The sequence below is a fragment of the uncultured Massilia sp. genome, assembly GCF_913773735.1.
Lineage (GTDB): Bacteria > Pseudomonadota > Gammaproteobacteria > Burkholderiales > Burkholderiaceae_D > Telluria.
The window spans coordinates 187,093-211,544 of record NZ_CAJYEB010000041.1; the positions used below are offsets into that span (position 1 = coordinate 187,093).

25 protein-coding genes are annotated in these 24,452 nt (G+C 68.7%); 12 read left to right on the forward strand and 13 right to left on the reverse strand.

Translation table 11 applies throughout. The features are described from left to right. Positions 1 to 50: 50 nt before the first annotated feature. Entirely contained in the window at positions 51 to 1,505 is a 1,455-nt protein-coding gene (locus tag QZ749_RS21685; protein ID WP_296951303.1) for a DHA2 family efflux MFS transporter permease subunit, read from the forward strand. A 133-nt stretch (positions 1,506 to 1,638) separates the two neighbouring features. On the opposite strand, the gene QZ749_RS21690 is transcribed toward QZ749_RS21685, so the two are convergent. After that, a complete protein-coding gene (locus tag QZ749_RS21690; protein WP_296951306.1) occupies positions 1,639 to 2,805 on the reverse strand; it encodes a 4-hydroxybenzoate 3-monooxygenase in 1,167 nt (388 codons plus the stop codon). Between the two features lie 128 nt (positions 2,806 to 2,933). Here QZ749_RS21690 and QZ749_RS21695 point away from each other — a divergent pair, with 128 nt between their 5' ends. Beyond that, a complete protein-coding gene (locus QZ749_RS21695; protein ID WP_296951309.1) occupies positions 2,934 to 3,842 on the forward strand; it encodes a helix-turn-helix domain-containing protein in 909 nt (302 codons plus the stop codon). A 242-nt stretch (positions 3,843 to 4,084) separates the two neighbouring features. On the opposite strand, the gene QZ749_RS21700 is transcribed toward QZ749_RS21695, so the two are convergent. Continuing rightward, on the reverse strand, positions 4,085 to 4,858 hold the full coding sequence (locus QZ749_RS21700; RefSeq protein ID WP_296951312.1) for an IclR family transcriptional regulator C-terminal domain-containing protein: 774 nt from the start codon (positions 4,856 to 4,858) through the stop codon (positions 4,085 to 4,087). Positions 4,859 to 4,976: 118 nt separating this feature from the next. Between QZ749_RS21700 and pcaH the strand changes: the two genes are divergently transcribed. The 7 genes from pcaH (at position 4,977) to QZ749_RS21735 (ending at position 10,677) form a co-directional block, all read left to right on the forward strand. Further along, the gene (gene pcaH / locus QZ749_RS21705) at positions 4,977 to 5,693 is read left to right on the forward strand and encodes a protocatechuate 3,4-dioxygenase subunit beta (protein ID WP_296951315.1); all 717 of its coding nucleotides are present in this window, start codon (positions 4,977 to 4,979) and stop codon (positions 5,691 to 5,693) included. A 12-nt stretch (positions 5,694 to 5,705) separates the two neighbouring features. Then, positions 5,706 to 6,227: a protocatechuate 3,4-dioxygenase gene (locus tag QZ749_RS21710; RefSeq protein ID WP_296951318.1), complete on the forward strand. Its 522-nt coding sequence runs from the start codon at positions 5,706 to 5,708 to the stop codon at positions 6,225 to 6,227. A gap of 37 nt (positions 6,228 to 6,264) precedes the next feature. After that, complete coding sequence (pcaB, locus tag QZ749_RS21715) at positions 6,265 to 7,659, forward strand: 3-carboxy-cis,cis-muconate cycloisomerase (RefSeq protein WP_296951323.1); 1,395 nt, start codon at positions 6,265 to 6,267, stop codon at positions 7,657 to 7,659. A gap of 6 nt (positions 7,660 to 7,665) precedes the next feature. Further along, positions 7,666 to 8,928, forward strand: a complete 1,263-nt coding sequence (pcaD, locus tag QZ749_RS21720; RefSeq protein WP_296951326.1) for a 3-oxoadipate enol-lactonase — start codon at positions 7,666 to 7,668, stop codon at positions 8,926 to 8,928. A gap of 263 nt (positions 8,929 to 9,191) precedes the next feature. Next, the gene (locus QZ749_RS21725; protein ID WP_296951329.1) at positions 9,192 to 9,686 is read left to right on the forward strand and encodes a type VI secretion system tube protein Hcp; all 495 of its coding nucleotides are present in this window, start codon (positions 9,192 to 9,194) and stop codon (positions 9,684 to 9,686) included. Between the two features lie 8 nt (positions 9,687 to 9,694). After that, positions 9,695 to 10,078: a hypothetical protein gene (locus QZ749_RS21730; protein ID WP_296951333.1), complete on the forward strand. Its 384-nt coding sequence runs from the start codon at positions 9,695 to 9,697 to the stop codon at positions 10,076 to 10,078. 11 nt (positions 10,079 to 10,089) lie between these two features. After that, positions 10,090 to 10,677 carry a hypothetical protein gene (locus QZ749_RS21735; RefSeq protein ID WP_296951336.1) on the forward strand — a complete coding sequence of 196 codons (588 nt, stop codon included), beginning with the start codon at positions 10,090 to 10,092 and terminating at the stop codon, positions 10,675 to 10,677. A gap of 51 nt (positions 10,678 to 10,728) precedes the next feature. Here QZ749_RS21735 and QZ749_RS21740 read toward each other — a convergent pair whose 3' ends face one another. Together QZ749_RS21740 and QZ749_RS21745 are read right to left on the reverse strand one after the other, a co-directional pair. Next, on the reverse strand, positions 10,729 to 11,685 hold the full coding sequence (locus QZ749_RS21740; RefSeq protein WP_296951339.1) for a PDR/VanB family oxidoreductase: 957 nt from the start codon (positions 11,683 to 11,685) through the stop codon (positions 10,729 to 10,731). Then, the gene (locus tag QZ749_RS21745; protein WP_296951342.1) at positions 11,682 to 12,740 is read right to left on the reverse strand and encodes an aromatic ring-hydroxylating dioxygenase subunit alpha; all 1,059 of its coding nucleotides are present in this window, start codon (positions 12,738 to 12,740) and stop codon (positions 11,682 to 11,684) included. Before QZ749_RS21745 ends, QZ749_RS21740 begins: the two co-directional genes overlap by 4 nt. Positions 12,741 to 12,866: 126 nt before the next feature. Here QZ749_RS21745 and QZ749_RS21750 point away from each other — a divergent pair, with 126 nt between their 5' ends. Next, positions 12,867 to 13,379 carry a MarR family winged helix-turn-helix transcriptional regulator gene (locus tag QZ749_RS21750; RefSeq protein WP_296951344.1) on the forward strand — a complete coding sequence of 171 codons (513 nt, stop codon included), beginning with the start codon at positions 12,867 to 12,869 and terminating at the stop codon, positions 13,377 to 13,379. A 109-nt stretch (positions 13,380 to 13,488) separates the two neighbouring features. Here QZ749_RS21750 and QZ749_RS21755 read toward each other — a convergent pair whose 3' ends face one another. From QZ749_RS21755 to QZ749_RS21790, 8 genes are all read right to left on the reverse strand, one after another. Beyond that, entirely contained in the window at positions 13,489 to 14,673 is a 1,185-nt protein-coding gene (locus QZ749_RS21755; RefSeq protein ID WP_296951347.1) for an ABC transporter substrate-binding protein, read from the reverse strand. Positions 14,674 to 14,713: 40 nt separating this feature from the next. Beyond that, positions 14,714 to 15,415 (reverse strand): ABC transporter ATP-binding protein, encoded by a 702-nt coding sequence (locus QZ749_RS21760; RefSeq protein ID WP_296951350.1) that lies wholly within the window; start codon positions 15,413 to 15,415, stop codon positions 14,714 to 14,716. After that, positions 15,408 to 16,163, reverse strand: a complete 756-nt coding sequence (locus tag QZ749_RS21765) for an ABC transporter ATP-binding protein (protein ID WP_296951353.1) — start codon at positions 16,161 to 16,163, stop codon at positions 15,408 to 15,410. Before QZ749_RS21765 ends, QZ749_RS21760 begins: the two co-directional genes overlap by 8 nt. Further along, entirely contained in the window at positions 16,160 to 17,143 is a 984-nt protein-coding gene (locus QZ749_RS21770) for a branched-chain amino acid ABC transporter permease (protein ID WP_296951356.1), read from the reverse strand. Before QZ749_RS21770 ends, QZ749_RS21765 begins: the two co-directional genes overlap by 4 nt. Before the next feature lie 62 nt (positions 17,144 to 17,205). Further along, a complete protein-coding gene (locus tag QZ749_RS21775; protein WP_296951358.1) occupies positions 17,206 to 18,072 on the reverse strand; it encodes a branched-chain amino acid ABC transporter permease in 867 nt (288 codons plus the stop codon). A gap of 85 nt (positions 18,073 to 18,157) precedes the next feature. Next, positions 18,158 to 19,366 carry a 3-oxoadipyl-CoA thiolase gene (gene pcaF / locus QZ749_RS21780; RefSeq protein WP_296951361.1) on the reverse strand — a complete coding sequence of 403 codons (1,209 nt, stop codon included), beginning with the start codon at positions 19,364 to 19,366 and terminating at the stop codon, positions 18,158 to 18,160. Beyond that, entirely contained in the window at positions 19,363 to 20,037 is a 675-nt protein-coding gene (locus QZ749_RS21785) for a CoA transferase subunit B (RefSeq protein WP_296951364.1), read from the reverse strand. Before QZ749_RS21785 ends, pcaF begins: the two co-directional genes overlap by 4 nt. Beyond that, a complete protein-coding gene (locus QZ749_RS21790; RefSeq protein WP_296951366.1) occupies positions 20,034 to 20,699 on the reverse strand; it encodes a 3-oxoacid CoA-transferase subunit A in 666 nt (221 codons plus the stop codon). The genes QZ749_RS21785 and QZ749_RS21790 overlap by 4 nt, the downstream gene beginning before the upstream one ends. A gap of 165 nt (positions 20,700 to 20,864) precedes the next feature. Here QZ749_RS21790 and QZ749_RS21795 point away from each other — a divergent pair, with 165 nt between their 5' ends. Then, entirely contained in the window at positions 20,865 to 21,710 is an 846-nt protein-coding gene (locus QZ749_RS21795) for an IclR family transcriptional regulator C-terminal domain-containing protein (RefSeq protein ID WP_296951368.1), read from the forward strand. Positions 21,711 to 21,842: 132 nt separating this feature from the next. Here the strand turns inward: QZ749_RS21795 and QZ749_RS21800 are convergent, their stop codons facing one another. Continuing rightward, positions 21,843 to 22,931, reverse strand: coding sequence for a porin (locus QZ749_RS21800; RefSeq protein WP_296951371.1), 1,089 nt, complete (start codon positions 22,929 to 22,931; stop codon positions 21,843 to 21,845). A gap of 178 nt (positions 22,932 to 23,109) precedes the next feature. Between QZ749_RS21800 and QZ749_RS21805 the strand changes: the two genes are divergently transcribed. Continuing rightward, the gene (locus QZ749_RS21805; RefSeq protein ID WP_296951372.1) at positions 23,110 to 24,279 is read left to right on the forward strand and encodes an ABC transporter substrate-binding protein; all 1,170 of its coding nucleotides are present in this window, start codon (positions 23,110 to 23,112) and stop codon (positions 24,277 to 24,279) included. Positions 24,280 to 24,452 lie beyond the last annotated feature (173 nt).

Sequence of the window (24,452 nt, forward strand, 5' to 3'; positions counted from 1 at the left end):
GGCGGCGCTGCGGTACAAGCCGGCACGCCCCGAATATGTGACAATCGGGCATGACCGATACCGACACCGTCAAACGCTACCTGCCCTGGCTCGTCGCGACTGCCCTGTTCATGGAGCAGCTCGACGCCACCATCGTCAATACCGCCATCCCGAGCATCGCGGCCAGCCTCGAGGTCACGCCGCTCAGCCTCAAGTCCGTCGTCACCAGTTATATCCTCAGCCTCGCCGTGGGCATCCCGGTGAGCGGCTGGATGGCCGACCGTTTCGGCACCCGGCGCGTGTTCGCCACCGCCATCGCCATCTTCACCATCGCTTCCGTGCTGTGCGGCCTGGCGCTGAACGCGCCGATGATGGTGGCCGCGCGCCTGCTGCAGGGCATCGGCGGGGCGATGATGATGCCCGTCGGGCGCCTGTCGATCATCCGCACCTTCCCCAAGAACGAATTGCTCAGGGCGATGAACTTCGTGATCCTGCCGGCGCTCATCGGTCCCCTGCTGGGGCCGACCGTGGGCGGGCTGATCGTGCACTGGACCTCGTGGCGCGCCATCTTCTTCGTCAACGTGCCGGTCGGCCTGCTGGCGCTGTACTTCGTGCTGCGCCACATGCCGGACTACCACGGCGCCGAGCCGCGTCCGCTGGACGCGATCGGCCTGATCCTGTTCGGCTCCGGCACCGCGATCCTGTCCTGGCTGCTGGAAGTGTTCGGCGAACACACGCTGGACGGCATCACGATGGTGCTGATGCTGGTGCTGTCGGTGTCGCTGCTGGCCGCCTACGGCTGGCACGCGAACCGCGAGCAGTTTCCGCTGCTGCGCCTGGCGCTGTTCAAGGTGCGCACCTTCCGCATTTCGGTGCTGGGCGGCTTCATCACGCGCCTGGGCGTGGGCGGCCTGCCCTTCCTGCTGCCGCTGCTGTACCAGCTCGGCCTGAAGCTGCCGGCCTGGCAGTCGGGCCTCTTGATGATGCCGACCGCCGCCGCGGCGATGGGCATGAAGCTGATCGCGCCGAAGATGCTGGCGCGCTTCGGCTACCGCCAGGTGCTGGTGACGAACACCATCTGCATCGGGCTCACCATCGCGCTGTTCGCCCTGGTCGGCCCGGGCACGCCCTGGTACGCGATCGCCGGCATCGGCCTGCTGCAGGGCTTCTTCAACTCGCTGCAGTTCTCCAGCATGAACACGCTCGCCTACGCCGACATCGAGCAGAAGGATTCCAGCATGGCCAGCACCATGGCCAGCTCCTTCCAGCAGCTGTCGATGAGCTTCGGCCTGGCCTGGGGCTCGCTGGTGACGGGCTGGTTCCTGGGCCGCGTGGCGCAGACCGACCAGGTCATGGTGACCCAGGCGCTGCACCACGCCTTCCTGGCGCTGGCCATCGTCACCGTGCTGTCGTCCTTCGTGTTCTGGCGCCTGCGCCGCGACGACGGCGCCAGCATCAGCGGCGGCGGCACGGCCAAGGCGGCGGCGGCGGTGGCGCAGGATCCGGCGCCGCTGTCGCAGGCCTGATGCCGGGACCTGCCTGACAAACGCCATCCGCGACATCGACACGTCGCCCCGGCGCAGGCCGGGGCCCAATCTTGCATGCGCTGTCGAAGCGCAGCAATTGGGTCCCGGCCTGCGCCGGGACGACGGTATGCGGCTAGAACGCCCCCACGTAGTTCTCGGCCAGCGCCGTGCTCAGCGCGGTCGAGGACACGATGTTCTCCAGCTCGGCCAGCTGCACCTGGCGGTCGAACGGCGACGCATCCTCGAAGGTGTGCAGCAGCCGCGTCATCCACCACGAGAAGAACTCGGCGCGCCAGATCCGCCGCAACGCCTCGCCGGAATAGCGGTCGAGCGCCTCCTCGCTGCCGCCGCGGTAGTAGGCCTGCAGCGCGCGCGACAGCAGCTTGACGTCCGAGATCGCCAGGTTCATGCCCTTGGCGCCGGTCGGCGGCACGATGTGGGCGGCGTCGCCGGCCAGGAACAGCCGTCCGGAGCGCATCGGCGCGCACACGAAGCTGCGCATGCCGATGATGTTCTTCTGGAAGATGCGGCCCTCCTTGAGCCGCCAGCCGTCGTCGCTTTCCAGGCGCGCATGCAGCTCGGCCCAGATGCGGTCGTCCGACCAGTTGTCGACGTGGTCGCGCGGATCGCACTGGAAGTACAGGCGCTGCACGGTGGGCGAACGGGTACTGACGAGGGCGAAGCCGCGCGCGTGGCGCGCGTAGATCAGCTCGTCCGACGACGGCGCCGACTCGACCAGGATGCCGAACCAGCCGAACGGATAGGTGCGCTGGAAGTCCTGGCGCACGCCGGCCGGGATCATCGGGCGCGACACGCCGTGGAAGCCGTCGCAGCCGATCACGAAGTCGGCCTCGATGCGGCGCGCCTGGCCGTCGTGCATGAAGGAGACCGTCGGCCGGACGCCGTCGATGCCGGCGATGGCCACGTCGCTGGCCTCGAACAGCAGCTGGCCGCCGGCGGCGATGCGCGCCGCGACCAGGTCGATGATGACCTCGTGCTGCGGGTAGACGGTGATCGCCTTGCCGGTCAGGCCGCTCAGGTCGATGCGGTGGCGGCGGCCGCCGAAGGCCAGCTCGATGCCGTGGTGCAGCGCGCCTTCCTTGCGCATGCGCGCGCCGACGCCGGCCTCGTTCAGGATGTCCATGCTGCCCTGTTCGAGCACGCCGGCGCGGATGGTGGCCTCGATCTCGGCGCGGCTGCGCGATTCGAGCACGATGGACTCGATGCCTTCGAGGTGCAGCAGGTGGGATAGCAACAGGCCGGCCGGCCCGGCGCCGACGATGGCGACTTGGGTACGCATGATGGTGTCTCCGTTATCTGTTCTGTTGACGTCCATGCTAGTGCGGCACCCGGTAGATATGAATGGATGAAAATGGAAAAAACTTGTACTATTTTTTCATCCCATCCAGGCCGCCCCGGTCCACCGCCATGCCCAGCACCCGCGCCCAGGCCCCCGCCAGCATCCCCCAGTTCGCCCTCTACGGCGAGCTGACGCGGGGCGCCGACGCCGAGGGCGTGCACATCGAACTCATCGAGACGCGCAGCCGGCGCTACGACTGGCACATCGACACCCATACCCATGCGGGCCTGTTCCAGGTACTTTTTTTATTCGGCGGCCAGGTGCAGGCCACCCTCGGCGACGTCCGGCGCGAACTCGACGGACCGGTGGCGCTGACCATCCACCCCTCGCTGCCGCACGGGTTCGCGTTTTCCGAGGAAGCCTACGGCTACGTGCTGACGATCGACCAGAACCTGCTGTTCGCGGCCGCCGGCCAGGACGGCAGCCTGTTCACGTCCCTGTTCGTGGAACCGCTGGCGATCGGCCTGCTGGCCGTGCCCGACGCGCGCGACCGCATCGAGGCGCTGCTGCAGAACCTGATCGCCGAAGCCACCTGGCCGCGCCAGGGCCATACGCTGATGCTGGACTGGCTGGTGCGCTGCGTCCTGCTGATGCTGGCGCGCGTGCAGGCCGAGCGGCGCATCGCCGAGCAGTCGGGGTCGGGGGAGTTCGAGCTGTTCAGCCGCTTCCGGATCGAGGTCGAGCGCCACTACCGCGAACAGTGGCGGGTCGGGCAGTACGCCGCGCAGCTGCGCGTCGCGCCGGTGCGCCTGAACCGGCTGTGCCTGAAGATCGCCGGCAAGTCGGCGTTCGAAATCACCCAGGAACGCCTGATGCTGGAAGCCTGCCGCAAGCTGACCTACATCCCGGCCGGGATCGCGGCCATCGCCTACGAGCTGGGCTTCCAGGATCCGGCCTACTTCAGCCGCCTGTTCAAGAAGCAGGTGGGGATGACGCCCAAGGAATTCAGGCTGCGCACACGGGCGGACGAAGGCTAGTAGCGACCTGGCCGAAACAGGATCGTCGGCAGAAAGACCGTCATCCCGGCACAGGCCGGGATCCAGGTTTCATGCGTCATCGACATGCACGCAGACATTAGGCCCCGGCCTGCGAGGCTGTCGCAAAAGGTGCAGGGCAAGGCGCGGCGCCGAAGACAGTGCGAGTGCACGACGAGGCGCAGCAACGCCGCCATGCGCCTTTTGCGACAGCCTCCTGCGCCGGGGCGACGGCGGGGTGGCGGCTACAGCATCGCCCCCAGTTCCACCTGCGTCTTGATCATCGCCGGCAGGCAGCGCTCGATCATCTGCTCGGCCGGCAGGCGGCCGGCATGCACGCTGACGTTCATCGCCGCCACCACCTCGCCGCGGAAGTTCTTCAGCGGGACCGAGATGGCGCGCAGGCCCAGTTCCAGTTCCTGGTCGACCAGCGCATAGCCCTGGGCGCGGGCGCGCGCGATCTCGAGCGCCAGGCGCTCCTTGTTGACGATGGTGTGCTGGGTGATGGGTTCGATCGTGGCCTGGTCCAGGAAGCGTTCGATGGCGTCCTGCGGCAGCGCGGCGAGCAGCATGCGCCCGTTCGCGGTGCACCAGGCCGGCACGCGCGTGCCCGGCTGCAGCGTCGCCGACACCAGCCGTCCCGCGCTGACGGCCGCCACGCAGACGAGCTGGTCGTGGTCGAGCACCCCGACCGAGGCGGCCTCGCCCAGCGAATAGGCCAGGCGGTACAGCGGCGGCTGGGCGATGCGCGGCAGGCGCGCGGAATGCAGGTAGGACTGGCCCAGCCGCAGCACGGCCGGCGTCAGCGAGAACAGCTTGTTCTCGTGGCGCATATAGCCCAGGTGGGTCAGCGTGATCAGGTAGCGGCGCGCCGCCGCGCGCGTCAGCCCGGTCGCCTCGGCCACCTCGGCGATGCTCAAGCGCGAGCGCTCCTGGTCGAACGCCTCGATGACTTTCAATCCCTTTTCCAGGCCGCCCACCAGGTCGCGCGCGAGCGGCGCCGCGTGTTTGTCCCCCATCCGTCGATTGCCCCCCGTTTTGGGCGAGTATCGCACAAAGTGCGCGCAGAGTGAACGCCACCGTACATGGCCATCTTGCCGCGGGCGCCGCCGCTCCCCTACCATCGTCCTGCCAACCATGCCATCCACAAGGAGACACGCTGTGAAATTCGATGCCATCGAGCCGGGCGTCTACCCCGAACTCGTCTATCCCGCCTACAAATCGACCGTCAAGCGCGGCCCCACCCAGCCGATGCTGCGCATCGACGCGCCGGTGCCGGTCACGCGCAACATCACCGCCAGCCCGCGCATCCTGCTGCCCAACGATACCGACCTGACCGCGCACGGCGAGAGCGAGCCGCTGGGCGAGAAGATCGTGGTCACGGGCCGCGTCGTCGACGAGGACGGCAAGCCGGTGCGCCATTCGCTGGTCGAGGTCTGGCAGGCCAATTCGGCCGGCCGCTACTGGCACAGCAAGGACCAGCACGCGGCGCCGCTGGACCCGAATTTCCAGGGCGTGGGCAAGATGCTGACCGACGGCGAGGGCCGCTACCGCTTCGTCACGATCAAGCCCGGCCCCTACCCCTGGGGCAACCACGACAAGGCCTGGCGCCCGGCCCACATCCACTTTTCGCTGTTCGGCAACGTGTACGCGCAGCGCCTGGTGACCCAGATGTACTTCCCGAACGATCCGCTGTTCGACTACGACCCGATCTTCCAGAGCGTGCCCGACGAGGCCGCGCGCCAGCGCCTGATCTCGCGCTTCAGCCTGGAACACACGGTCGGCAGCGAGATGCTCGGCTACGAATTCGACATCGTCCTGCGCGGACGCGACGCCACCCCGATGGACCTGTAAGGAGACCGCACGATGAGCAAGATCACCACTTCCCAGACCATCGGTCCGTTCTCGCACGAGGCCTGGCGCTGGGCCGCCGAAGCCTGCATGCCGGGCAACCTGAAGACCAGCGGCCCGACCGTCCTCATCACCGGCGTCATCCTCGACGGCGACGGCCGGCCCATCGACGACGCCCAGATCGAGGCCTGGACGCCGGACGGCGAAGGTGCCGAGGCCGAGCAGCTGATCCCGGGCTTCCGGCGCATCCCGAGCGGCGCGGACGGCGAATTCAGCCTGCGCATCGCGGCCCCGCAGGCGGGCGCGCGCGGCGAACCGCTGGCCTACGTCACCGTGTTCGCGCGCGGCCTGGTCAAGCACCAGTTCACCGCCGTGTTCCTGGAGGACGACGCCGGCCTGGCGCAATCGGCGATCCTGGCCCAGGTGCCGGAAGCGCGCCGCGCCACCCTGCTCGCGCGCAAGGCGGACGACGGCCACTACCGCTGGGACATCCGCATGCAGGGCGAGCAGGAAACCGTCTTCTTCGATTACGCTTGATCCCGTCATCCGACAGCAACCAGGAACGGGAGCCCACGTGAGCGTATCGATCTTCGACAATTTTCTCACCACGCCGGACATGGTCGCCGCCTTCGACGACGCGGCCGTGGTGCAGGCCATGCTCGCGTTCGAGGCGGCGCTGGCGCGCGCCCAGGCCGCGGAAGGCCTGATCCCGCCGGCCGCGGCCAGCGCCATCGGCGGCGTCTGCAATGCCCAGCTGTACGACATTCCCGCGCTGGTGCGCGCCGGCCGCCGCGCCGGCAGCCTGGCCATCCCGATGGTGAAGGAACTCACCCGCACGGTGGCGCTGTACGACGCCGAGGCGGCGCGCCACGTGCACTGGGGCAGCACCAGCCAGGACGTCATCGACACCGCGCTGGTGCTGGCCACGCGCGAGGCGCTGCGCCTGCTCGACGACGGCCTGCGCGACCTGGCCGGGCAACTGCTGCACCTGGCCGAGGAACACCTGGCCACGCCGGTGCTGGCGCGCACGCTGATGCAGCCGGCCCAGGTCACGAGCCTGGGCTTCAAGGCGGCCGGCTGGCTGGCGCCGCTGGTGCGCGCGCGCACGCGGCTGCGCGAGGCGGCGGGACGCGCGCTGCAGCTGCAGCTGGGCGGCGCCGTCGGCACGCTGGCCGTGATGGGAACGCACGGCGACGCCGTGGCCGCGCGCGTCGCGGCCGAGCTGCGCCTGAAGGTGGCCGACGCCGCCTGGCACACCCAGCGCGACGAATGGGTCAGGCTGGGCCTGGAGGTGGCGGTGCTGGGCGGCAGCCTGGGCAAGCTGGCCACCGACCTCGGCCTGATGGCCCAGGGCGAGATCGCCGAGCTGGCGGAACCGTCCGGCAACGGCCGCGGCGGCTCGTCGGCCATGCCGCACAAGCGCAACCCGGTATCGGCCATGATCGCGCTGGCCGCCGCGCGCCGCACCCCGCAGCACGCGGCCGCGCTGCTGGCCTGCATGGACCAGCAGCACGAGCGGGGCCTGGGCAACTGGCAGGCCGAGCTGGCCGAATGGCCGCAACTGTTCCTGTCCGCGCACGGCGCCCTGGCCGCGCTGGGCGAAGCCTTCGGCGGCCTGGCGGTGGACCGCGCGCGCATGCTGGAGAACATCCATGCGCTGCACGGCCAGGTGTTCGCCGAGGCGGCCTCCGGCTACCTCGCGAGCGCCATCGGCCGGCCCCGCGCCCATGAACTGCTGGAGCAGCTGACCCGGCGCGCCGCCGCCGACAAGCGCGACCTCGAACCGCTGCTGCGCGAGGCCATCGAGGCCGACCCGGCGCTGCGCGCCCGGGTCGACCCGGACAAGCTGGCCGCCGTGTTCGATCCGGTCGCGGCCACGGCCCCCGCGCGCCGCCTGGCGGAACGCCAACTGCAGGCGCTGCGCGCGGCCATGGCCGCGCTCGACGCCACCCACCCTTTTCACGAATGAGCTGCCATGAGTTTCGATCCGCTTGACCATGATTTCGAACGCGGCCTGCAGAATCGCCGCAGCGTCCTGGGCGACGCCTGGGTCGACCGTTCGCTGAACAATGCGAACGGCTTCAATGCCGACTTCCAGAACCTGATCACCCGCTTCGCCTGGCACGAGATCTGGGGCCGCCCGGGCCTCGACCACAAGACGCGGCGCGCCATCGTCCTGTCGATCACGATCGCGCTGGGCCGCTGGGAGGAATTCGAGCTGCACGTGCGCGCCGCGCTGCTGGGCGACGCCGACAGCCGCCTGAGCCCGGACGAGATCAAGGAAATCCTGATGCAGTCGGCCATCTATGCCGGCGTGCCGGCCGCGAACACGGCCTTCACCCACACGCTGGCGATCCTGCGCGAGGTGGGAGAACAGATCGGCTACGTGCTGGAGCCGGCCGACCCGGCCGCGGCGGCGCACAGCGGCAGCGGCCGCGAAGGCCGCACGGCCAGCGCCCCGGTCCTGCACTACAGCGTGCGCGAACCGCGGAGCGGCAAGGCGCCGCGCCACACGATCGTGCTGGGCCACGCGCTGGGCTGCGACCTGGCGATGTGGGACGGCCTGGCCAACCGGCTGGCGCAGGACCACCGCGTGATCGCCTACGACCACCGCGGCCACGGCAGCTCGGACGCGCCCCCGGGCCCGTACACGATGGCCGAGCTGGCGGACGACGCCGCGCGCCTGCTGCGCGAACTGGATACCGGGCCGGTGGTCTGGATCGGCCTGTCGATGGGCGGCATGGTCGGCCAGGAACTGGCGCTGCGCCACCCGGCGCTGGTGCGCGCGCTGGTGCTGGCCAACACCACCAGCGGCTACCCGGCGGCCGCGCGCGAGGGCTGGGAACAGCGCGTGGCCATCGTGCGCGAACGGGGCATCGAGCCGGTCGCCGACACCGTCATGGCGCGCTACTTCCACGACGCCTTCCGCGCGCGCCAGGCGGCCACGGTGGCCCGCTTCCGGCGCCGCCTGGTCGCCACCGATCCGGTCGGCTACGCCGGCTGCTGCGACGCGGTCGGCAAGGTCGACACCGCCGCGCGCCTGGGCGCCATCGCGGTGCCGACGCTGGTGATCGCCGGCGCGCTGGACCAGGGCACGCCGGTATCGATGGCGCAGGCGCTGGCCGACGGCATCCCGGGCGCGGCGCTGACGGTGATCGAGGACGCGTCGCACGTGAGCGCGGCGGAGCAGCCGGAGGCGTTTGCCAGGGCGGTGGAGGGGTTTGTCGCGGGGCTGTAACCCCTTACATCGATATGCCTCGCTTCCGCCCAGGCGGTAGTGGGGCATGCTTGTCTACAGATGCCCATCCCGGGACAATCTTCCTTCACGTCGTTGAACGCCCGCAGCGTCAACGTTGACCTCCTCCAATAGGCCCCCGAGCCAGCCCTGCAATAATCGCCGCGCATCACCTCCAGACGGCACTGGTGCTGCGCGTACCGCAAGGTCCGCAGCAACCAACATGGTCTCGTCATCGAATCCAACTCGACAGGAGCCAAAACACCATGGCAATCGACGCATATCTGCAAATCGAAGGCATCAAGGGCGAATCGATGGACGACAAGCACAGGGAATGGATCGAGTGCCTGGACGTGGACTTCGGCGTGGACCAGCCGCGCAGCCCCGTCAGCTCGACGGCAGGCGGCCATACGACCGCACGGGCCGAATTCGACGAAGTGCTGGTCACCAAGCACACCGACCTCTCTACCCCGCTCCTGCTGCAACACTGCGCGATGGGCAAGACGATTCCGAAGGCCAGATTCGAGTTCTTTCGCGCCGATGGCAACGGCGAGCGGGTCAGGTATTTCGAAATGGCCCTGGAAAGCGTGTTGATCAGTTCTGTCAAGCCAGGCATCCAGCCGGGAATCGGCATGCAGGAACATATGTGCTTGAAATTCGCCAAGGTAACCTGGAAGTACACCCAGCAGAAAATCACCGGCGGTGCCGGCGGCAGTACCGCGGGAGGCTGGGACCTATCGGCCAACAAGGTTATCGCATAGGTGACGGCATGGCCGCTGTCAACGTGGACAAATTTACCGCCCATCTGCGCAAGCATGCCGGCAAGAAGAGCATGCGCAGGTGCGCCAGGTTCGTGCGCCAAGCCCTTGAAGCTGGGGGCGGAGACACCACCGGGCACTTGAACGACGCCAGGACCTGGGGGCCGACGCTGCTCAGGATGGGGTTTCGTGAACACCCTGTCGAGGAGCTGGACAAATATCGGCCGCTGAAAGGCGACATCGTTGTCATCCAACCCTACAAGGGCGGCAACCCGTCCGGCCATATTGCAGCCTACGACGGCAAGAACTGGATCTCGGATTTCGTCCAGCGCGACTTCTGGTCCGGCGATGGCTACCGCAAGAACAAGCCGCCCCACGTTTTCTACCGTCCCTGAGCGAGGCCTGGATGCACAAATTTTCCTTCATCAAGCACGCCGCGGTCGGTGCGTTCCTCGTCCTGGGCAATGCTGCAGTGTTCGCAGCCGATCCGGCTCCGCGCATCGTGCGGGAGCCCGTGTTCGGACTCCACTACGAACTGGCACGCGTAAAGTTCGACCCGCTTCCGCCCCAGGTGCTGAGCAATTGCGAGACATTGACCGATACCGAGAACCTTCACTCCGTATGGTTCGTGTACGGTCAGGCTCGCGATGCATCGGGCCGGATTTTTTATGTGACCGGCGGCTACGACGTCTGGCTGGACGGGCGGCCGGCACATCAACGATTCGAGACGGAGGATCTGGGTCTCGTCCTTCGTGTCGACGGATCGACTTGCGAGCCGCTCGATCCGGCACGCGACGTATTCGATCAACGGAATTTCGACGACGCCCTCACGCCGCCGATACTCGGACAGCTTGCCACGGATGTGGTGCGCCGGCTCGAACGGGCCTTCGGCGGTCCAGCCCGATTGAAGTTCGAGTTGCACAACCAGCACATCAATCTGGACATGCTTCCACCCGAGCTCGGCGCTGCCATGAAGGATTACCTGGGGCGGTAGCAATCGCTCCAGATGGCGCGGATGACAACATGCCGGACATCCGCGCTCGCTTTACAAATCCAGCACCAGCACCGGCGTCTTCGCGCGCGAACAGCAGGGCGTGAACTGGTCGTTGGCCGCCTGCTCCTCCTCGGTCAGGTACAGGTCGCGGTGGTCCGGCACGCCCTCCAGCACCCGCGTCAGGCAGGTGCCGCACACGCCCTCCTCGCACGAATACGGGATGTCGACGCCGTGCTCGGCCAGCACCTTGATCACGGTCTGGCCGGCGGGAATGGTCACGACCTTGCCGCTCGACGCCAGGCGCACGTCGAAGGGCGCATCGCCGCTGGTGTCGACGGCGGCGGCGCCGAAGTACTCGACGTGCAGTTGCGCGGCCGGCCAGCCCAGCGCCTTCGCGCTGCCCAGCACGTGGTCGATGAAGCCCTGCGGGCCGCACACGTACACGTGGGTGCCGGCGTCGGGCGCGGCCAGCAGCGTGGCCGGATCGAGCCGCTGGGCCGCATCGCCGCTGTCGTAGTGGAAGTGCACCCGGTGCGCGAACGGCGCCGCGCCGAGGCGTTCGCGGAACGCGGTGCGCTCCGGCGCGCGGGCGGCGTAGTGCATCTCGAAGGCCGCGCCGCGCGCCGCCAGCGCCTCGGCCATCGCCAGGATCGGCGTCACGCCGATGCCGCCGGCCAGCAGCAGCGTGCGCTCGGCCTCGACCAGCGGGAACAGGTTCCTGGGCGCGCCGATGCGCAGCACCGAGCCGGTGTCGATCGCGTCGTGCATCGCCTGCGAGCCGCCGCGCGAGGCGGCGTCGCGCAGCACCGCGATCTGGTAGCGGTGCGTTTCGCCCGGGGCGTTGCACAGCGAGTACTGGCGCACCAGCTGCTCGCCCAGGTGCACGTCGATGTGGGCGCCGGCCTCGAACGGCGGCAGGGGCGCGCCGTCGGTGCGCACCAGTTCGTAGCTGCAGATGCCGTCGGCCTCGCTGCGCTTGTGCGCGACCCTCACTTCGATGGTGCTCATGCCGCCACCTTGCCCGGCGCGGCTTGCCCGGCCTGCTCGCGCGCCAGCCACTGGTCGATGATGCGGCGCGACTGCACGCCGCCGGCGTCGATGTTCAGCATCAGGAGGCGCCGCTCGGGATGGCGCAGGATGTTCTGCTGCTGCAGCTCGAGCATCTCGCGGTCCTCGCCGAAGATCTTGCCCTGGCCGGTGCGGATGGTGTCGGTCAGTTCCTTGTCCTGCGGCTTGAAGTTGCGCGCCATGCCCCAGAAGTACCAGTGCGAGGTCTCGGTTTCCGGCGTGATGAAGTCGACCACGATGCTCGACACCTTGTGCGCCGGGTCGGCGTGGTAGCCGCCCTTGCCGGCATGCGCCACGCCCACTTCGATCATCACGTGGCTGGGCGCGTCGAAGCGGCAGATCTGCCAGCGGTCCACCGGCACGTCGTCGGCCAGGCCGTTGCCGCGCAGCGCGGCGCGCCAGAACGGCGGCGCCATGATGTTCTCCATGAAGCGGCTGGTGACCACCTGTTCGCCTTCGACCTTGGTGTTCACCGGCGCCTCGTCGATCTCCTTCTGGCCGATGCTGCTGGCGTGCACATAGGTCTCGTGGGTCAGGTCCATCAGGTTGTCGATCATCAGCCGGTAATCGCAGTCGATGTGGTACAGACCGCCGCCATACGCCCATTCCGGATCCTCGGCCCAGGCCAGGTGGTGGATGGTGGCCGGGTCGGCCAGCGCCTTGTCGCCGGGCCAGACCCAGATGAAGCCGTGGCGCTCCTCCACCGCGTAGCTGCGGATGCAGGGGAAGCCGCGCACGCGCTGGCCCGGCATGCTGACGGTCTTGCCTTCGCAGCCCATCTCCAGGCCGTGGTAGCCGCACACCAGGTTACCGTCGCGCACGAAGCCGAGCGACAGCGGCGCGCCGCGGTGCGGGCAGAAATCCTCGACGGCGGCGACCTTGCCCTGCGCGCCGCGGTAGAACACGATCTTTTCGCCGCAGATCTGGCGGCCCAGCGGCTTGCCGTCGATCTCGTCCGGGGTGCAGGCCACGTACCAGGCGTTCTTGGGGAACATGCTTGTCTCCTTATGGTTTAATATTCAGTACACTGAATGTTTTAAAAAGTATCCTGCGTTTGGCGGCCGAAGTAAACTACGCCAGGACTATTTCGATGGTGCGCCGCACCAAGACCGATGGACATCATGCCGACCGACACCGCGATCGATACCGACGCGCTCCACCCGATGCGCGACCTGTACCAGCACCCGGGCCACCTGCTGCGCCGCGCCCAGCAGATTTCGGTGTCGATCTTCCACGACGAGATGGGCGGCGAGCTGACGCCGGTGCAGTACGCGCTGCTGAGCCAACTGGCGGGGCATCCGGGCATCGACCAGGTGTCGCTGGCGGGCCTGGCGGCCATCGATACCTCGACCGGCGCGACGGTGTGCGCGCGGCTGGAAGACAAGGGACTGCTGGAGCGCAAGGTGATCCCGCACAACCGGCGCCAGCGCGCCCTGTCGATCACCCCGGCGGGCGCGCGCCTGCTGGCGGCGCTGGAACCGGGCGCGGCGCGCCTGCGCGAACGCCTGCTGGCGCCGTTGAGCGAACCGGAGCAGGAAGCGTTCATGGCACTGCTGGCCAAGCTGGTCGAGGCCAACAACGCGCACAGCCGCGCGCCGCTGGCGCTGCCGGGGGTGGACGGCGTCGCGGCCTGAGCGCACCACGCCGTCGTCCCGGTGCAGGCCGGGACCCAAGTTCGCAGCGACGCCACGACATTGGCCCCCGGCCTGCGCCGGGGAGACGTGTCAGGGTGCCCTCCCCGGATCAGTCCACGCCCGGATCGCGGAACTTCTCGACCTTGTCGAACTCGACGTTGTAGACGCCGCCGTCGACCTGCTCGGCCTTGCGGATGTACACGGTCTGCACCAGGTCGCGCGTGGCCGCGTCGAGCACGACCGGGCCGCGCACGCTGGTCCACGCCATCCCCTTCATCGCCTCCAGCAGCTTCGGCCCTTCGCTGTTGCCGCCGGTTTTCTTGAGGGCCGCGTACAGCAGCTGCATGCCGTCGTAGGCGCCCACCGCATGGAAGTTCGGACGCATGTCCTTGTTGGCCTTGGTGAAGGCGGCGACGAACGCCTTGTTTTCCGGCGACGGATGCGCGGCCGAGTAATGGTGGCTGCTGACCACGCCCAGCGCGGCGTTGCCGATGCTCGGCATCAGGTCGTCGTCGAGCACGTCGCCGGTGGCGATCAGGCGGATGCCGGCGGCGCCCAGGCCGCGGTCGGTGAACTGCTTGAGCACGGCCGCGCCCTCGCCCGAGGGCACGAACACGAACACGGCGTCCGGCTTCGCATCCTTCACGCGCGCCAGGAACGGCGCGTAGTCCGGGTTGCGCAGCGGCGCGCGCAGCGATGCCACGACCTTGCCGCCGGCCTTCGCGAAGTCCTTGACGAACACCTTCTCGGCGTCGATGCCCGGACCGTAGTCGGACACGAAGGTCACCACCGACTTGATGCCGTTCTTCGCCGCCCACTGGGCCAGCGGCGCCGTCACCTGCGGCAGCGTGAAGCCGGTGCGCACGATGTAGGGCGAGCGCTGCGGGATGACCGAGGTGGCCGCGTTCATGACGATCATCGGCACCCTGGCCTGGGTCGCGACCGGGGCGGCGGCGAAGGCCAGCGGGGTCAGGCCGAAGCCGGCCAGCACCTGCACCTTGTCGCGCGCCACCAGCTCCTGGGCCAGGCGCTTGGTGACGTCGGGCGAGACGCCGCCGTCGTCCTTCAGGATGACCTGGATCTCGCGGCCCGCCACGGTGCTGCCGTTCTGCTGCAGGAACAGCTTGACGGCGGCGTCCACCTGGCGCCCGGTCGAGGCGAACGGGCCGGACATCGGCACGATCAGGCCGACCTTCAGCGGTTCGGCGGCGGCGGCGCTGCCGGGGCCGACGGCGGCGGCCAGGATGGCGGCGCCCAGCAGGGCGCGGCGGAGGGTGTTCGGGGGTTGTTGCATGGGTGTCTCCTTTTGTCGTTATTGGCTATGGGTCCGCTGGTCAGGCTACCGCCACCAGGCGGTCGAGCCTGTCGCCGTCGGCCAGCAGGCTGGCGCTGTCGGAATCGTGGACGATGCGGCCGCGGTCGAGCACGATGGCGCGCGCGGTCAGCGACAGCGCCAGGCGCGCGTGCTGCTCGACCACGATCACCGACATGCCCTCGTCGGCCACCAGGCGCCGGATCGCGCGCACCAGTTCCTGCACGATGATCGGCGCCAGGCCTTCCATCGGCTCGTCCAGCAGCAGGATGCGCGGATTGGTCATCAGCGCGCGCGCGATCGCCACCATCTGCTGCTCGCCGCCCGACAGCTGGCTCCCCATGTTGGCGCGGCGCTCGTGCAGGCGCGGGAACAGTTCGTAGACCTTGGCCAGGTTCCACGGGCCGGGACGGGCCACCACGGTCAGGTGCTCCTCCACGCTCAGCGAGGGGAACATGTGGCGCTCCTGCGGCACCCAGCCCAGGCCGGTGCAGGCGCGGCGCCAGGTCGGCATGCGCGCGATGTCCTGGCCGGCCCAGCGCAGGCCGCCGCGGTGCAGGCGGGTCAGGCCCATCAGCGTGACCAGCAGGCTGGTCTTGCCGACGCCGTTGCGGCCCAGCAGGGCCAGGCTGTCGCCCTCCTGCATGGAAAACGAGACGTCCTCCAGGACGATCGATTCGCCGTAGCCGGCGCAGACCTTGTCGAATGCGAGCAGTTCAGGCATGTTCCGCCTCCCCCAGGTAGACTTCCTTGACGCGCGGATCGGCGGCGATGTCGGCGGGCGTGCCTTCGGTCAGCACCCTGCCGCCCACCAGCACCGTGATGCGCTCGGCGAAACGGAACACCAATCCCATGTCGTGTTCGATGAACAGGATCGTGACGTCGCGCGGCAGCTGCGCGATCACCTCGAACAGTTCGCGACTCTCGGCCTGCGGGATGCCGGCGGCCGGCTCGTCCAGCAGCAGGATCGATGGTTTCGTCGCCAGCGCCAGCGCGATCTCGACCAGGCGCTGCTTGCCGTAGGCCATGCTGCGCGTGATGCTGTTCGCTTCCTGGGTGAGCTTGAGCGTGGCCAGCAGCGCCATCGCTTCCTCGACCACGTCGGCGTGCTTCTCGACGGTCTTCCACCACACCTTCTGCAGGCCGCGCCGCTCGCAGATCGCCAGCACCACGGATTCGAGCACGGTCATGCCCGCGAACAGGGTGTTGATCTGGAAGGTGCGGGTCATGCCCAGCTTGACGCGTTCGTGCTGCGGCAGGCCGGTGATGTCGCGGCCGCCCAACAGCACCTTGCCGCCGGACGGCGCCAGCGCGCCGGTGAGCATGTTGATGAAGGTGGTCTTGCCGGCGCCGTTCGGGCCGATCAGCGCGTGGCGCGCGCCCGGCGCGAACGTCAGCGAGACGTCGGTATTGGCCTTGAACGCGCCCCATTGCTTGGACAGCGCCTCGGTGCGCAGCGTGGTGTCGTTCATGCTTCCTCCTTGCGTGCCGCAGGCTTGAGGCGCTGCACCAGTTTCTCGGCGCCGCCCATGATGCCGCCGCGGGCGAACAGCACGATCAGCACCAGCAGCAGGCCGATGTAGAACTGCCAGTAGGTCGGGTCGAGCCCGGAGATGTAGTCCTGGGCGACCATGAACACGGCCGCGCCGACCAGCGCGCCGTACAGGCGTCCGGTACCGCCCAGCACCAGCATGATCATCAGCTCGGCCGAACGCGGGAAGCCGAGCGAGTCGAGGCCGACGAACTGGGTGGTCTGGGCCAGCAGCGCGCCGGCCACGCCGGCGATGGCGGCGCCGATCGTGAACGCGACCTTCAGGCGGCGCTCGACGTTGGCGCCGATCGCCGGCATGCGCTTGCCGCCTTCGCGGATGCCGCGCAGCGACATGCCGAACGGCGAATTGACCAGGCGGCGCAGGAACACGAACAGCAGGAACAGCACGCCCAGGCTGTACCAGAAGGCGGTCTTGCCGTACAGGTCGAACTCGAACACGCCGAACAGGTTGTTCACCATCATGCCGGACAGGCCGTCGACGCCGCCGGTGAGGAAGGCCGCCTTGTTGGCCGCCTCGAACAGCATCAGGCCGATGCCCAGCGTGACCATCAGGCGCGTCAGGTCCTGGCCGCGGATGACCAGGAAGCTGGCGACGAAGCCGACCACGCCGGCCACCAGGGCGGCGGCGAACAGGCCCGAGACCGGCTCGCCCCAGCCGTGCACCGACAGCAGGCCGGCGGTGTAGGCGCCCAGGCCGAAGAAGGCGGCATGGCCGAGGGAGACGATGCCGGCATAGCCCAGGATCAGGTCGAGCGACAGCGCGAACAGGCCGACGATCATGATCTGGCTGACCAGCACCAGGTGGTTCGGGAACAGGAAGTAGGCCGCGACCGGCAGCAGCCAGAACGCGATCTCGAGCGGCTTCCAGCGGTCGTTGGGCAGGCGCATGGGAGTCTTCATGGCGGCTTTCGGCGCGGTGGCGGTTGGGGACGGCGATTTGGCGGCGGAATTCGACAGGACGCTCATGCCTTCCTCCGCACCAGCCCGGCCGGGAACAGGATCAGCAGCACCACCATCAGCGTGTAGATGACGAAGGCGCCCACTTCCGGCACGTAGTACTTGCCGGCGACGTCGAACACGCCGAGGATCAGGGCGGCGATCAGCGGCCCCTTGATGGAACCGGCGCCGCCGACGGCGACCACCAGCAGGAAGTACACCATGTACTTGACCGGGAAGCTCGGGTCCAGGCCCAGCACGTCGATGCCCAGGCCGCCGCCCAGGCCGGCCAGGCCGGAGCCCAGCGCGAAGGTCAGGCTGAACACGCGGCTGACGTTGATGCCCAGGCCCTCGGCCGCGGTCTGGTTGTCGACCGCGGCGCGGATGCGCGCGCCGAAGCGGGTGCGCTCGATCAGCAGCACCAGCGCGGCCGTCACCAGCACCACCACGCCGATCAGGAACAGGCGGTACACGCCCAGGTCCAGGCCCAGCACGTGGACCTGGCCGCGCAGCCAGTCGGGCAGGTTGACCGGCTGCTGGGTCGGACCGAACAGCCAGGTCGTGCCGGCCACCGCCATGAAGGTCAGGCCGATCGAGAACAGCACCTGGTCGAGGTGGCTGGCCTTGTACAGCCGGCGGTACAGGGTGCGCTCGAGTACCAGGCCGACCAGGGCCGCGGCCACGAAGGCCAGCGGCAGCGTGGCCAGGAACGGCAGCCCGAGGCGGCCCAGCAGGGTCACGCAGACGTAGCCGCCGATCATGGCGAAGGCGCCGTGGGCCAGGTTAATGAAGTTCATCATGCCCATCGTTACCGAAAGGCCGACGCTAATCAGGAACAACAGGCTGCCGTAGGCGATCCCGTCGAACAGCACGCCGATCATGTTGCCGATCATGGCTGCCCCCCTCGTTCCAGTGTCTGCTTGTCCATGCTTGTCTCCTGCTTCTCTTTTCTGGTTGTCGCGGCTTGCGGAGGGCGCTTCAGACGCGCTCGATGACCATGGCGATACCCTGCCCGACCCCGATGCACATCGTGCACAGCGCGTAGCGTCCGCCCGTGCGCTGCAGCTGGTACATCGCGGTGGTCACCAGGCGCGCGCCGCTCATGCCGAGCGGATGGCCCAGCGCGATCGCGCCGCCGTACGGGTTCACGCGCGCATCGTCGTCGGCCACGCCCAATTCGCGCAGCACCGCCAGGCCCTGCGAGGCGAACGCCTCGTTCAGTTCGATGACGTCCATCTGGCCGATGTCCATGCCGAGGCGCGCCAGGAGCTTGCGCGTGGCCGGCGCCGGGCCGATGCCCATCACGCGCGGCGCCACGCCGGCCGTGGCCATGCCGAGGATGCGCGCGCGCGGCGTCAATCCGTGGCGGCGCGCGCCCTCGGCGCTGGCCAGCAGCAGCGCGCAGGCGCCGTCGTTCACGCCCGAGGCGTTGCCGGCGGTGACGCTGCCTTCGGCATGCACCACGCCCTTGAGTTTCGCCAGCGCCTCCAGGCTGGTCTCGCGCGGGTGCTCGTCCTGGGCGAACACGCCCGGCTCGGCGCCGCGCTTTGCCGGCGGCAGCGTCACCGCCACGATCTCGTCGTCGAACAGCCCTTCGCGCTGGGCGCGCGCGGCCTTCTGCTGGCTGGCCAGCGCGAAGCGGTCCTGGTCGGCACGCGAGACGCCGAAGTCGACGGCGACGTTTTCCGCCGTTTCCGGCATCGCGTCGGTGCCGTACAGTGCCTGCATGCGCTTGTTCGGGAAGCGCCAGCCGATGGTGGTGTCGTAGATCTCGGCCTTGCGCGAGAACGGCGCGTCCGCCTTGCCCATCACGAAGGGCGCGCGCGTCATCGACTCCACGCCGCCGGCGATCATCAGTTCCGCCTCGCCGCTGCGGATGGCGCGCGCGGCGATGCCGACCGCGTCCATCCCCGAGCCGCACAGGCGGTTGACTGTGGTGCCGGGCACCTCCTGCGGCAGGCCGGCCAGCAGCGCCGCCATGCGCGCGACGTTGCGGTTGTCCTCGCCGGCCTGGTTGGCGCAGCCGTAGACCACGTCGTCGACGGCGCTCCAGTCGACGCCGGGATGGCGGCGCACCAGCTCGCGCAGCGGGATCGCGCCGAGGTCGTCGGCGCGCACGTCCTTCAGGGCGCCGCCGTAGCGCCCGATCGGGGTGCGGACGGCGTCGCAGATGTACACATCGTTCATGCTTGCTCCTTGTTCGTTGGCGGCAGCAGCCGCACGCCGGTCGCGGCCTGCAGCGCGTCGAAATCCACGCCCGGCGCCAGCTCGCGCACGGCCAGGCCCTGCGGGGTGACGTCGAGCACGGCGAGATCCGTATAGATGCGGTTGACGCAGGCCACCCCGGTCAGCGGGTAGGTGCAGCGTTCCACGATCTTGCTTTCTCCCTGCTTGGTGAGGTGGTCCATCATCACGAACACCTGCTTGGCGCCGATGGCGAGGTCCATCGCGCCGCCCACGGCGGGGATGGCGTCCGGGGCGCCGGTGTGCCAGTTGGCCAGGTCGCCCCGTTCCGACACCTGGAAGGCGCCCAGCACGCAGACGTCGAGGTGCCCGCCGCGCATCATCGCGAACGAGTCGCCGTGGTGGAAGAAGGAACCGCCGGTCAGCAGCGTCACCGGCTGCTTGCCGGCGTTGATCAGGTCCTCGTCTTCCTCGCCGGGTTCCGGCGCCGGCCCCATGCCGAGCACGCCGTTCTCGCTGTGCAGGAACACCTCGCGGTCGGCCGGCAGGTAGTTGGCCACCTTGGTCGGCAGGCCGATGCCGAGGTTGACGTAGGCGCCTTCGTGGATGTCCTGCGCCACGCGCGCGGCGATCTGGTCGCGGCTGTAGCCGCGGACCGGTTTGTCGGTGCTCATGCTGCCTCCTGGACGACGCGCTGGACGAAGATGCCCGGGGTGACGATCGCTTCCGGATCGAGCTCGCCGAGCGGCACGACCTGCGCCACCTGGGCGATGGTGACCTTGGCGGCCATGGCCATGATCGGGCCGAAGTTGCGCGCGGTCTTGCGGTACACGAGGTTGCCCCAGCGGTCGCCGCGCAGCGCCTTGACCAGCGCGAAGTCGGCGTGGATCGGCGCTTCCAGCACGTAGTGGCGGCCGTCGATCAGGCGCGTCTCCTTGCCCTCGGCCAGCAGCGTGCCATAGCCGGTGGGCGTGAAGAAGCCGCCGATGCCAGCGCCGGCCGCGCGGATGCGCTCGGCCAGGTTGCCCTGCGGGGTCAGCTCCAGCTCGATCTCGCCGGCGCGGTACAGGGCGTCGAAGTGGTGCGAATCGGCCTGGCGCGGGAACGAGCAGATGATCTTGCGCACCCGCCTGGCCTTGAGCAGCGCCGCCAGCCCGGTCTCGCCGTTGCCGGCATTGTTGTTGACGATGGTGAGGTCGCGCGCGCCCTGGTCGATCAGCGCGTCGATCAGCGCGGCCGGCATGCCGGCATTGCCGAAGCCGCCGATCATCACCGTGGCGCCGTCGTGCACGTCGGCGACGGCGCGTTCCAGCGATTCGAAGGTTTTATCAATCATGGTTCTGCCTCTTCTGCGCGCCTGGCGGCGCGCTTGAATTCGTCGCGAGGATGTTCGATAATCGGACGAATGGTCGATTACCGTTCAACAAAGTGTATGGCTCGATCGCCGCAAGGTCAAGAAAAAAGACCAGTCGTGTGCCCCCTCCTGCATTAGAATTCCTCCATGACCAAGCCGAAAACCAAGCAAGAACAGCCGGCAGCGGCAAGCGCGCCGGAAGAGCGCGAACTCACCATCGCCGAGCAGATCGACGCCCTCACCGACCCCAGCTTCATGACCTCGCTGGCGCGCGGGCTGGCCGTCGTGCGCGCGTTCAGCGACTCGCGCAAGCCCCAGACCATCGCCCAGATCAGCCAGAAGACCGGCATCCCGCGCGCCGCCGTGCGGCGCTGCCTGTACACGCTGCAGCAGCTCGGCTACGTGGGCGCGGAACTGAACAACTTCTCGCTGCGCCCCAAGGTCCTGACCCTCGGCTATTCCTACCTGTCGTCGACGCCGCTCACGGTGTCCAGCCAGCCCTGCCTGAACGCCATCACCCGCGAGCTGGGCGAATCGAGTTCGCTGGCGGTGCTGGACGACGACGAGGTGCTGTACGTGGCGCGTTCGGCCGCCTCGCGCGTCATGTCGGTCGCGCTCAACACCGGCAGCCGCCTGCCCGCCTACTGCACCTCGCTGGGCCGGGTGATGCTGGCGCACCTGCCCGCCGCGGAACTGGACGCCTACCTCGCCCGGGTCAAGCTGCGCCCGATGACCGAGCACACCGTCGTCGGCCAGAAGCGCCTGCGCGAGATCCTCGCCGGCGTGCGCCAGGACGGCTACGCGATCAACAACGAGGAGCTGGAACTCGGCCTGCGCTCGATCGCGGTGCCGGTGCGCGGCGCCTCGGGCCAGGTGCTGGCCAGCCTGAACGTCGGCGCCCAGGCCGCGCGCGTCAGCGTCGACAGGATGAAGCAGGAATTCCTGCCGGTGCTGTTGCGCGGGGCCCAGGAGTTGTCGGTGCTGCTGCCCTGAATTCCGCTGCGGTCGAACATCGTTCGTAGGGTGGGCACCTGTGCCCACCAAACGCCGGCATGACGCAAACGTTCGGTGGGCACGGGGTGCCCACCCTACGCTCCTGTCTGCCGGGACGGATCCCCGCTCCGCTCAGAAGGTATGGCGCAGGCCGACCATCAGGCCGTTCTGCGCCATCCCCGCGCCCACGGTGCCGCCGGCATCCAGCGCCACCGCCGAGTTGCCCTTGTTGTCCATGCGGCCGGCCGAGCCGTAGACCGCGGTGCGCTTGGAGAAGTTGTAGGTCACGCGCGCCACGATCATGTTGACGTCCGCGCTGGAATCCTTGGTGTCGCGCCGCGCCACCTGGGCGTCGATGGTGACCGCGCCGATCGGATGGCTGACGCCGAGGTAGTACAAGTCGGAATCGGTGCGGCCGGTGGCGGCATTGGTCTCGCGGTCGATCACGCCGCCGCCGATCTTGGTCGCGCCCAGCATCACGAAGCCGTTGACGGTGGTGCGGATGTCGGTGTTGGCGCTGCTGGTCAAGCCGCCGGCCGCGCCGGTATTGCCGTACATGCGGTCGTACGAGGTGTTCAGGCCCCATTCCTTGGTCTCGTAGCCGAACAGGCCGGTGTACTGGCGGCAGGCGCGCGCATTGCCGGCGACCTCGCCGGCGCAGTTGGTGGCGGCCGGGCCGCCGGCGGCCGAGGCGTCGCGTCCCAGGCTCCAGGTAGCGCCGATGGTGAAGCCGTTGAAGTTGCCCATGTAGGCGATGGAATTGTCGCTGCGCGCGTTCGGCAGGTAGGGGTCGATGCTGCCGATCGCGAACAGGTGCGGCCCCAGCACGTCGGTCTTCAGGCCCGCCAGGTAGGTCATGTTGAGCTGGCGGCCCAGGCTCAGCGCGCCCCACGATCCCTTCAGGCCGACGGCGGCCTGGCGCCCGAACAGGCGGTTGCCCTGGCCGATGGTGCCGACGTCCATCGCGAAGCCGTTTTCCAGCACGAAGAAGGCCTGCAGACCGCCGCCGAGGTCCTCGGTGCCGCGAAAGCCGATGCGCGACGGGAAGGAGCTGGTCAGCGACGGCATCTTGGTGACCGAGTCGCCGGCCGCGTTGACGTTGGTCATGTGGGCGATGCCGCTGTCGACGATGCCGTAGATCTGGACCGAGGTCTGGGCATGGGCGGCGGACGCGGCGAGGCCGCACGCCAGCGCGATCGCGCTGCAGGTGATCTTCTTCATTATGTCTCCGGTTTATTGTTGAGACGTTCGTTTATCGAACAAGTAGTTGCTTATCGAACGCTGAATTAATACTATTGTCGTAACCCAAGCGTTGTCAACCAGCGCTTGTGGCCGGCGCACGACAGCGCCGGCAGGCCGGACATGCCGGCACACCGATCAAAACCAGGAGACACGACCCATGAAACGCAGGACGATTGCAGCGGCGCTGGCCGCGCTGGCGGGCCTCGGCGCCTTGCCGGCACACGCCCAGGACACCATCAAGATCGGCGTGATCGCCGCCTTCTCCGGCCCCTTCGCCGACTACGGCAAGCAGATGGAGGGTGGCATCAAGGCCTGGATGGCGAAGAACGGCGACACGGTCGCGGGCAAGAAGATCCAGGTGATCTACAAGGACACCACCGGCCCGTCGCCGGAGATCGCCAAGCGCCTGGCGCAGGAACTGGTGGTGCGCGACAAGGTCGACTTCCTGGCCGGCTTCGGCCTGACGCCGGAAGCGCTGGCGGTGGCGCCGGTCGCCCAGCAGGCGAAGACGCCGATGATCGTGATGAACGCGGCCACCTCGGTGATCACCACCAAGTCCGACTACATCGCGCGCGTGTCGATGACGCTGCCGCAGATCTCGGCGCCGATGGGCGACTGGGCGGTCAGGAACGGCGTCAGGAAAGTGGTCACGGTGGTGGCCGACTACGGCCCCGGCATCGATGCCGAGAAGGCTTTCAGCGAGCGCCTGCAGAAGAACGGCGGCAAGGTGGTGGAGGCGATCCGCGTCCCGCTGCGCAATCCCGAGTTCGCGCCCTTCATCCAGCGCATCAAGGATGCCAGGCCGGACGCCGTGTTCGTGTTCGTGCCGGCCGGCGAACAGAGCGTGGCCTTCATGAAGGGCTACCGCGAGCGCGGCCTGGCCGATGCCGGCATCAAGGTGATCGCCACCGGCGACCTGACCGACGACCACGTGCTGCCGGCGATGGGCGACGCCACCCTCGGCGTGATCACGACCTTCCACTATTCGGCCGCGCACAAGTCGCCCGAGAACGAGGCCTTCCTGAAGAGCTTCGCCGCGGCCAGCCCGAACGCCGGGCGGCCGAACTTCATGGCGGTGGCGGCCTACGACGGCATGAACGCGATCTACCAGGTCAGCAACAAGCTGGGTGGCAGGATCGACGGCGACAAGGCGATGGCCGTGCTCAAGGGGATGAAGATCGACAGCCCGCGCGGCCCGATCACGATCGACGCGCAGACCCGCGACGTGGTGCAGACCGTCTACGTGCGCAAGGTCGAGAAGGTCGGCGGCGCGCCGTACAACGTCGAGTTCGACAAGTTCCCGGACCAGAAGGATCCGGGCAAGTAAGCGGACAAGTAATCGAGCGGGAAGACTACACGCCGGGCGTGCTCAACGCCCGGCGTGTAGTCTTACCGCTCGAGTACTTGTCCGCTTACTTGCCCGGATCCTTCTGGTCCGGGAACTTGTCGAACTCGACGTTGTACGGAGCGCCGCCGACCTTCTCGACCTTGCGCACGTAG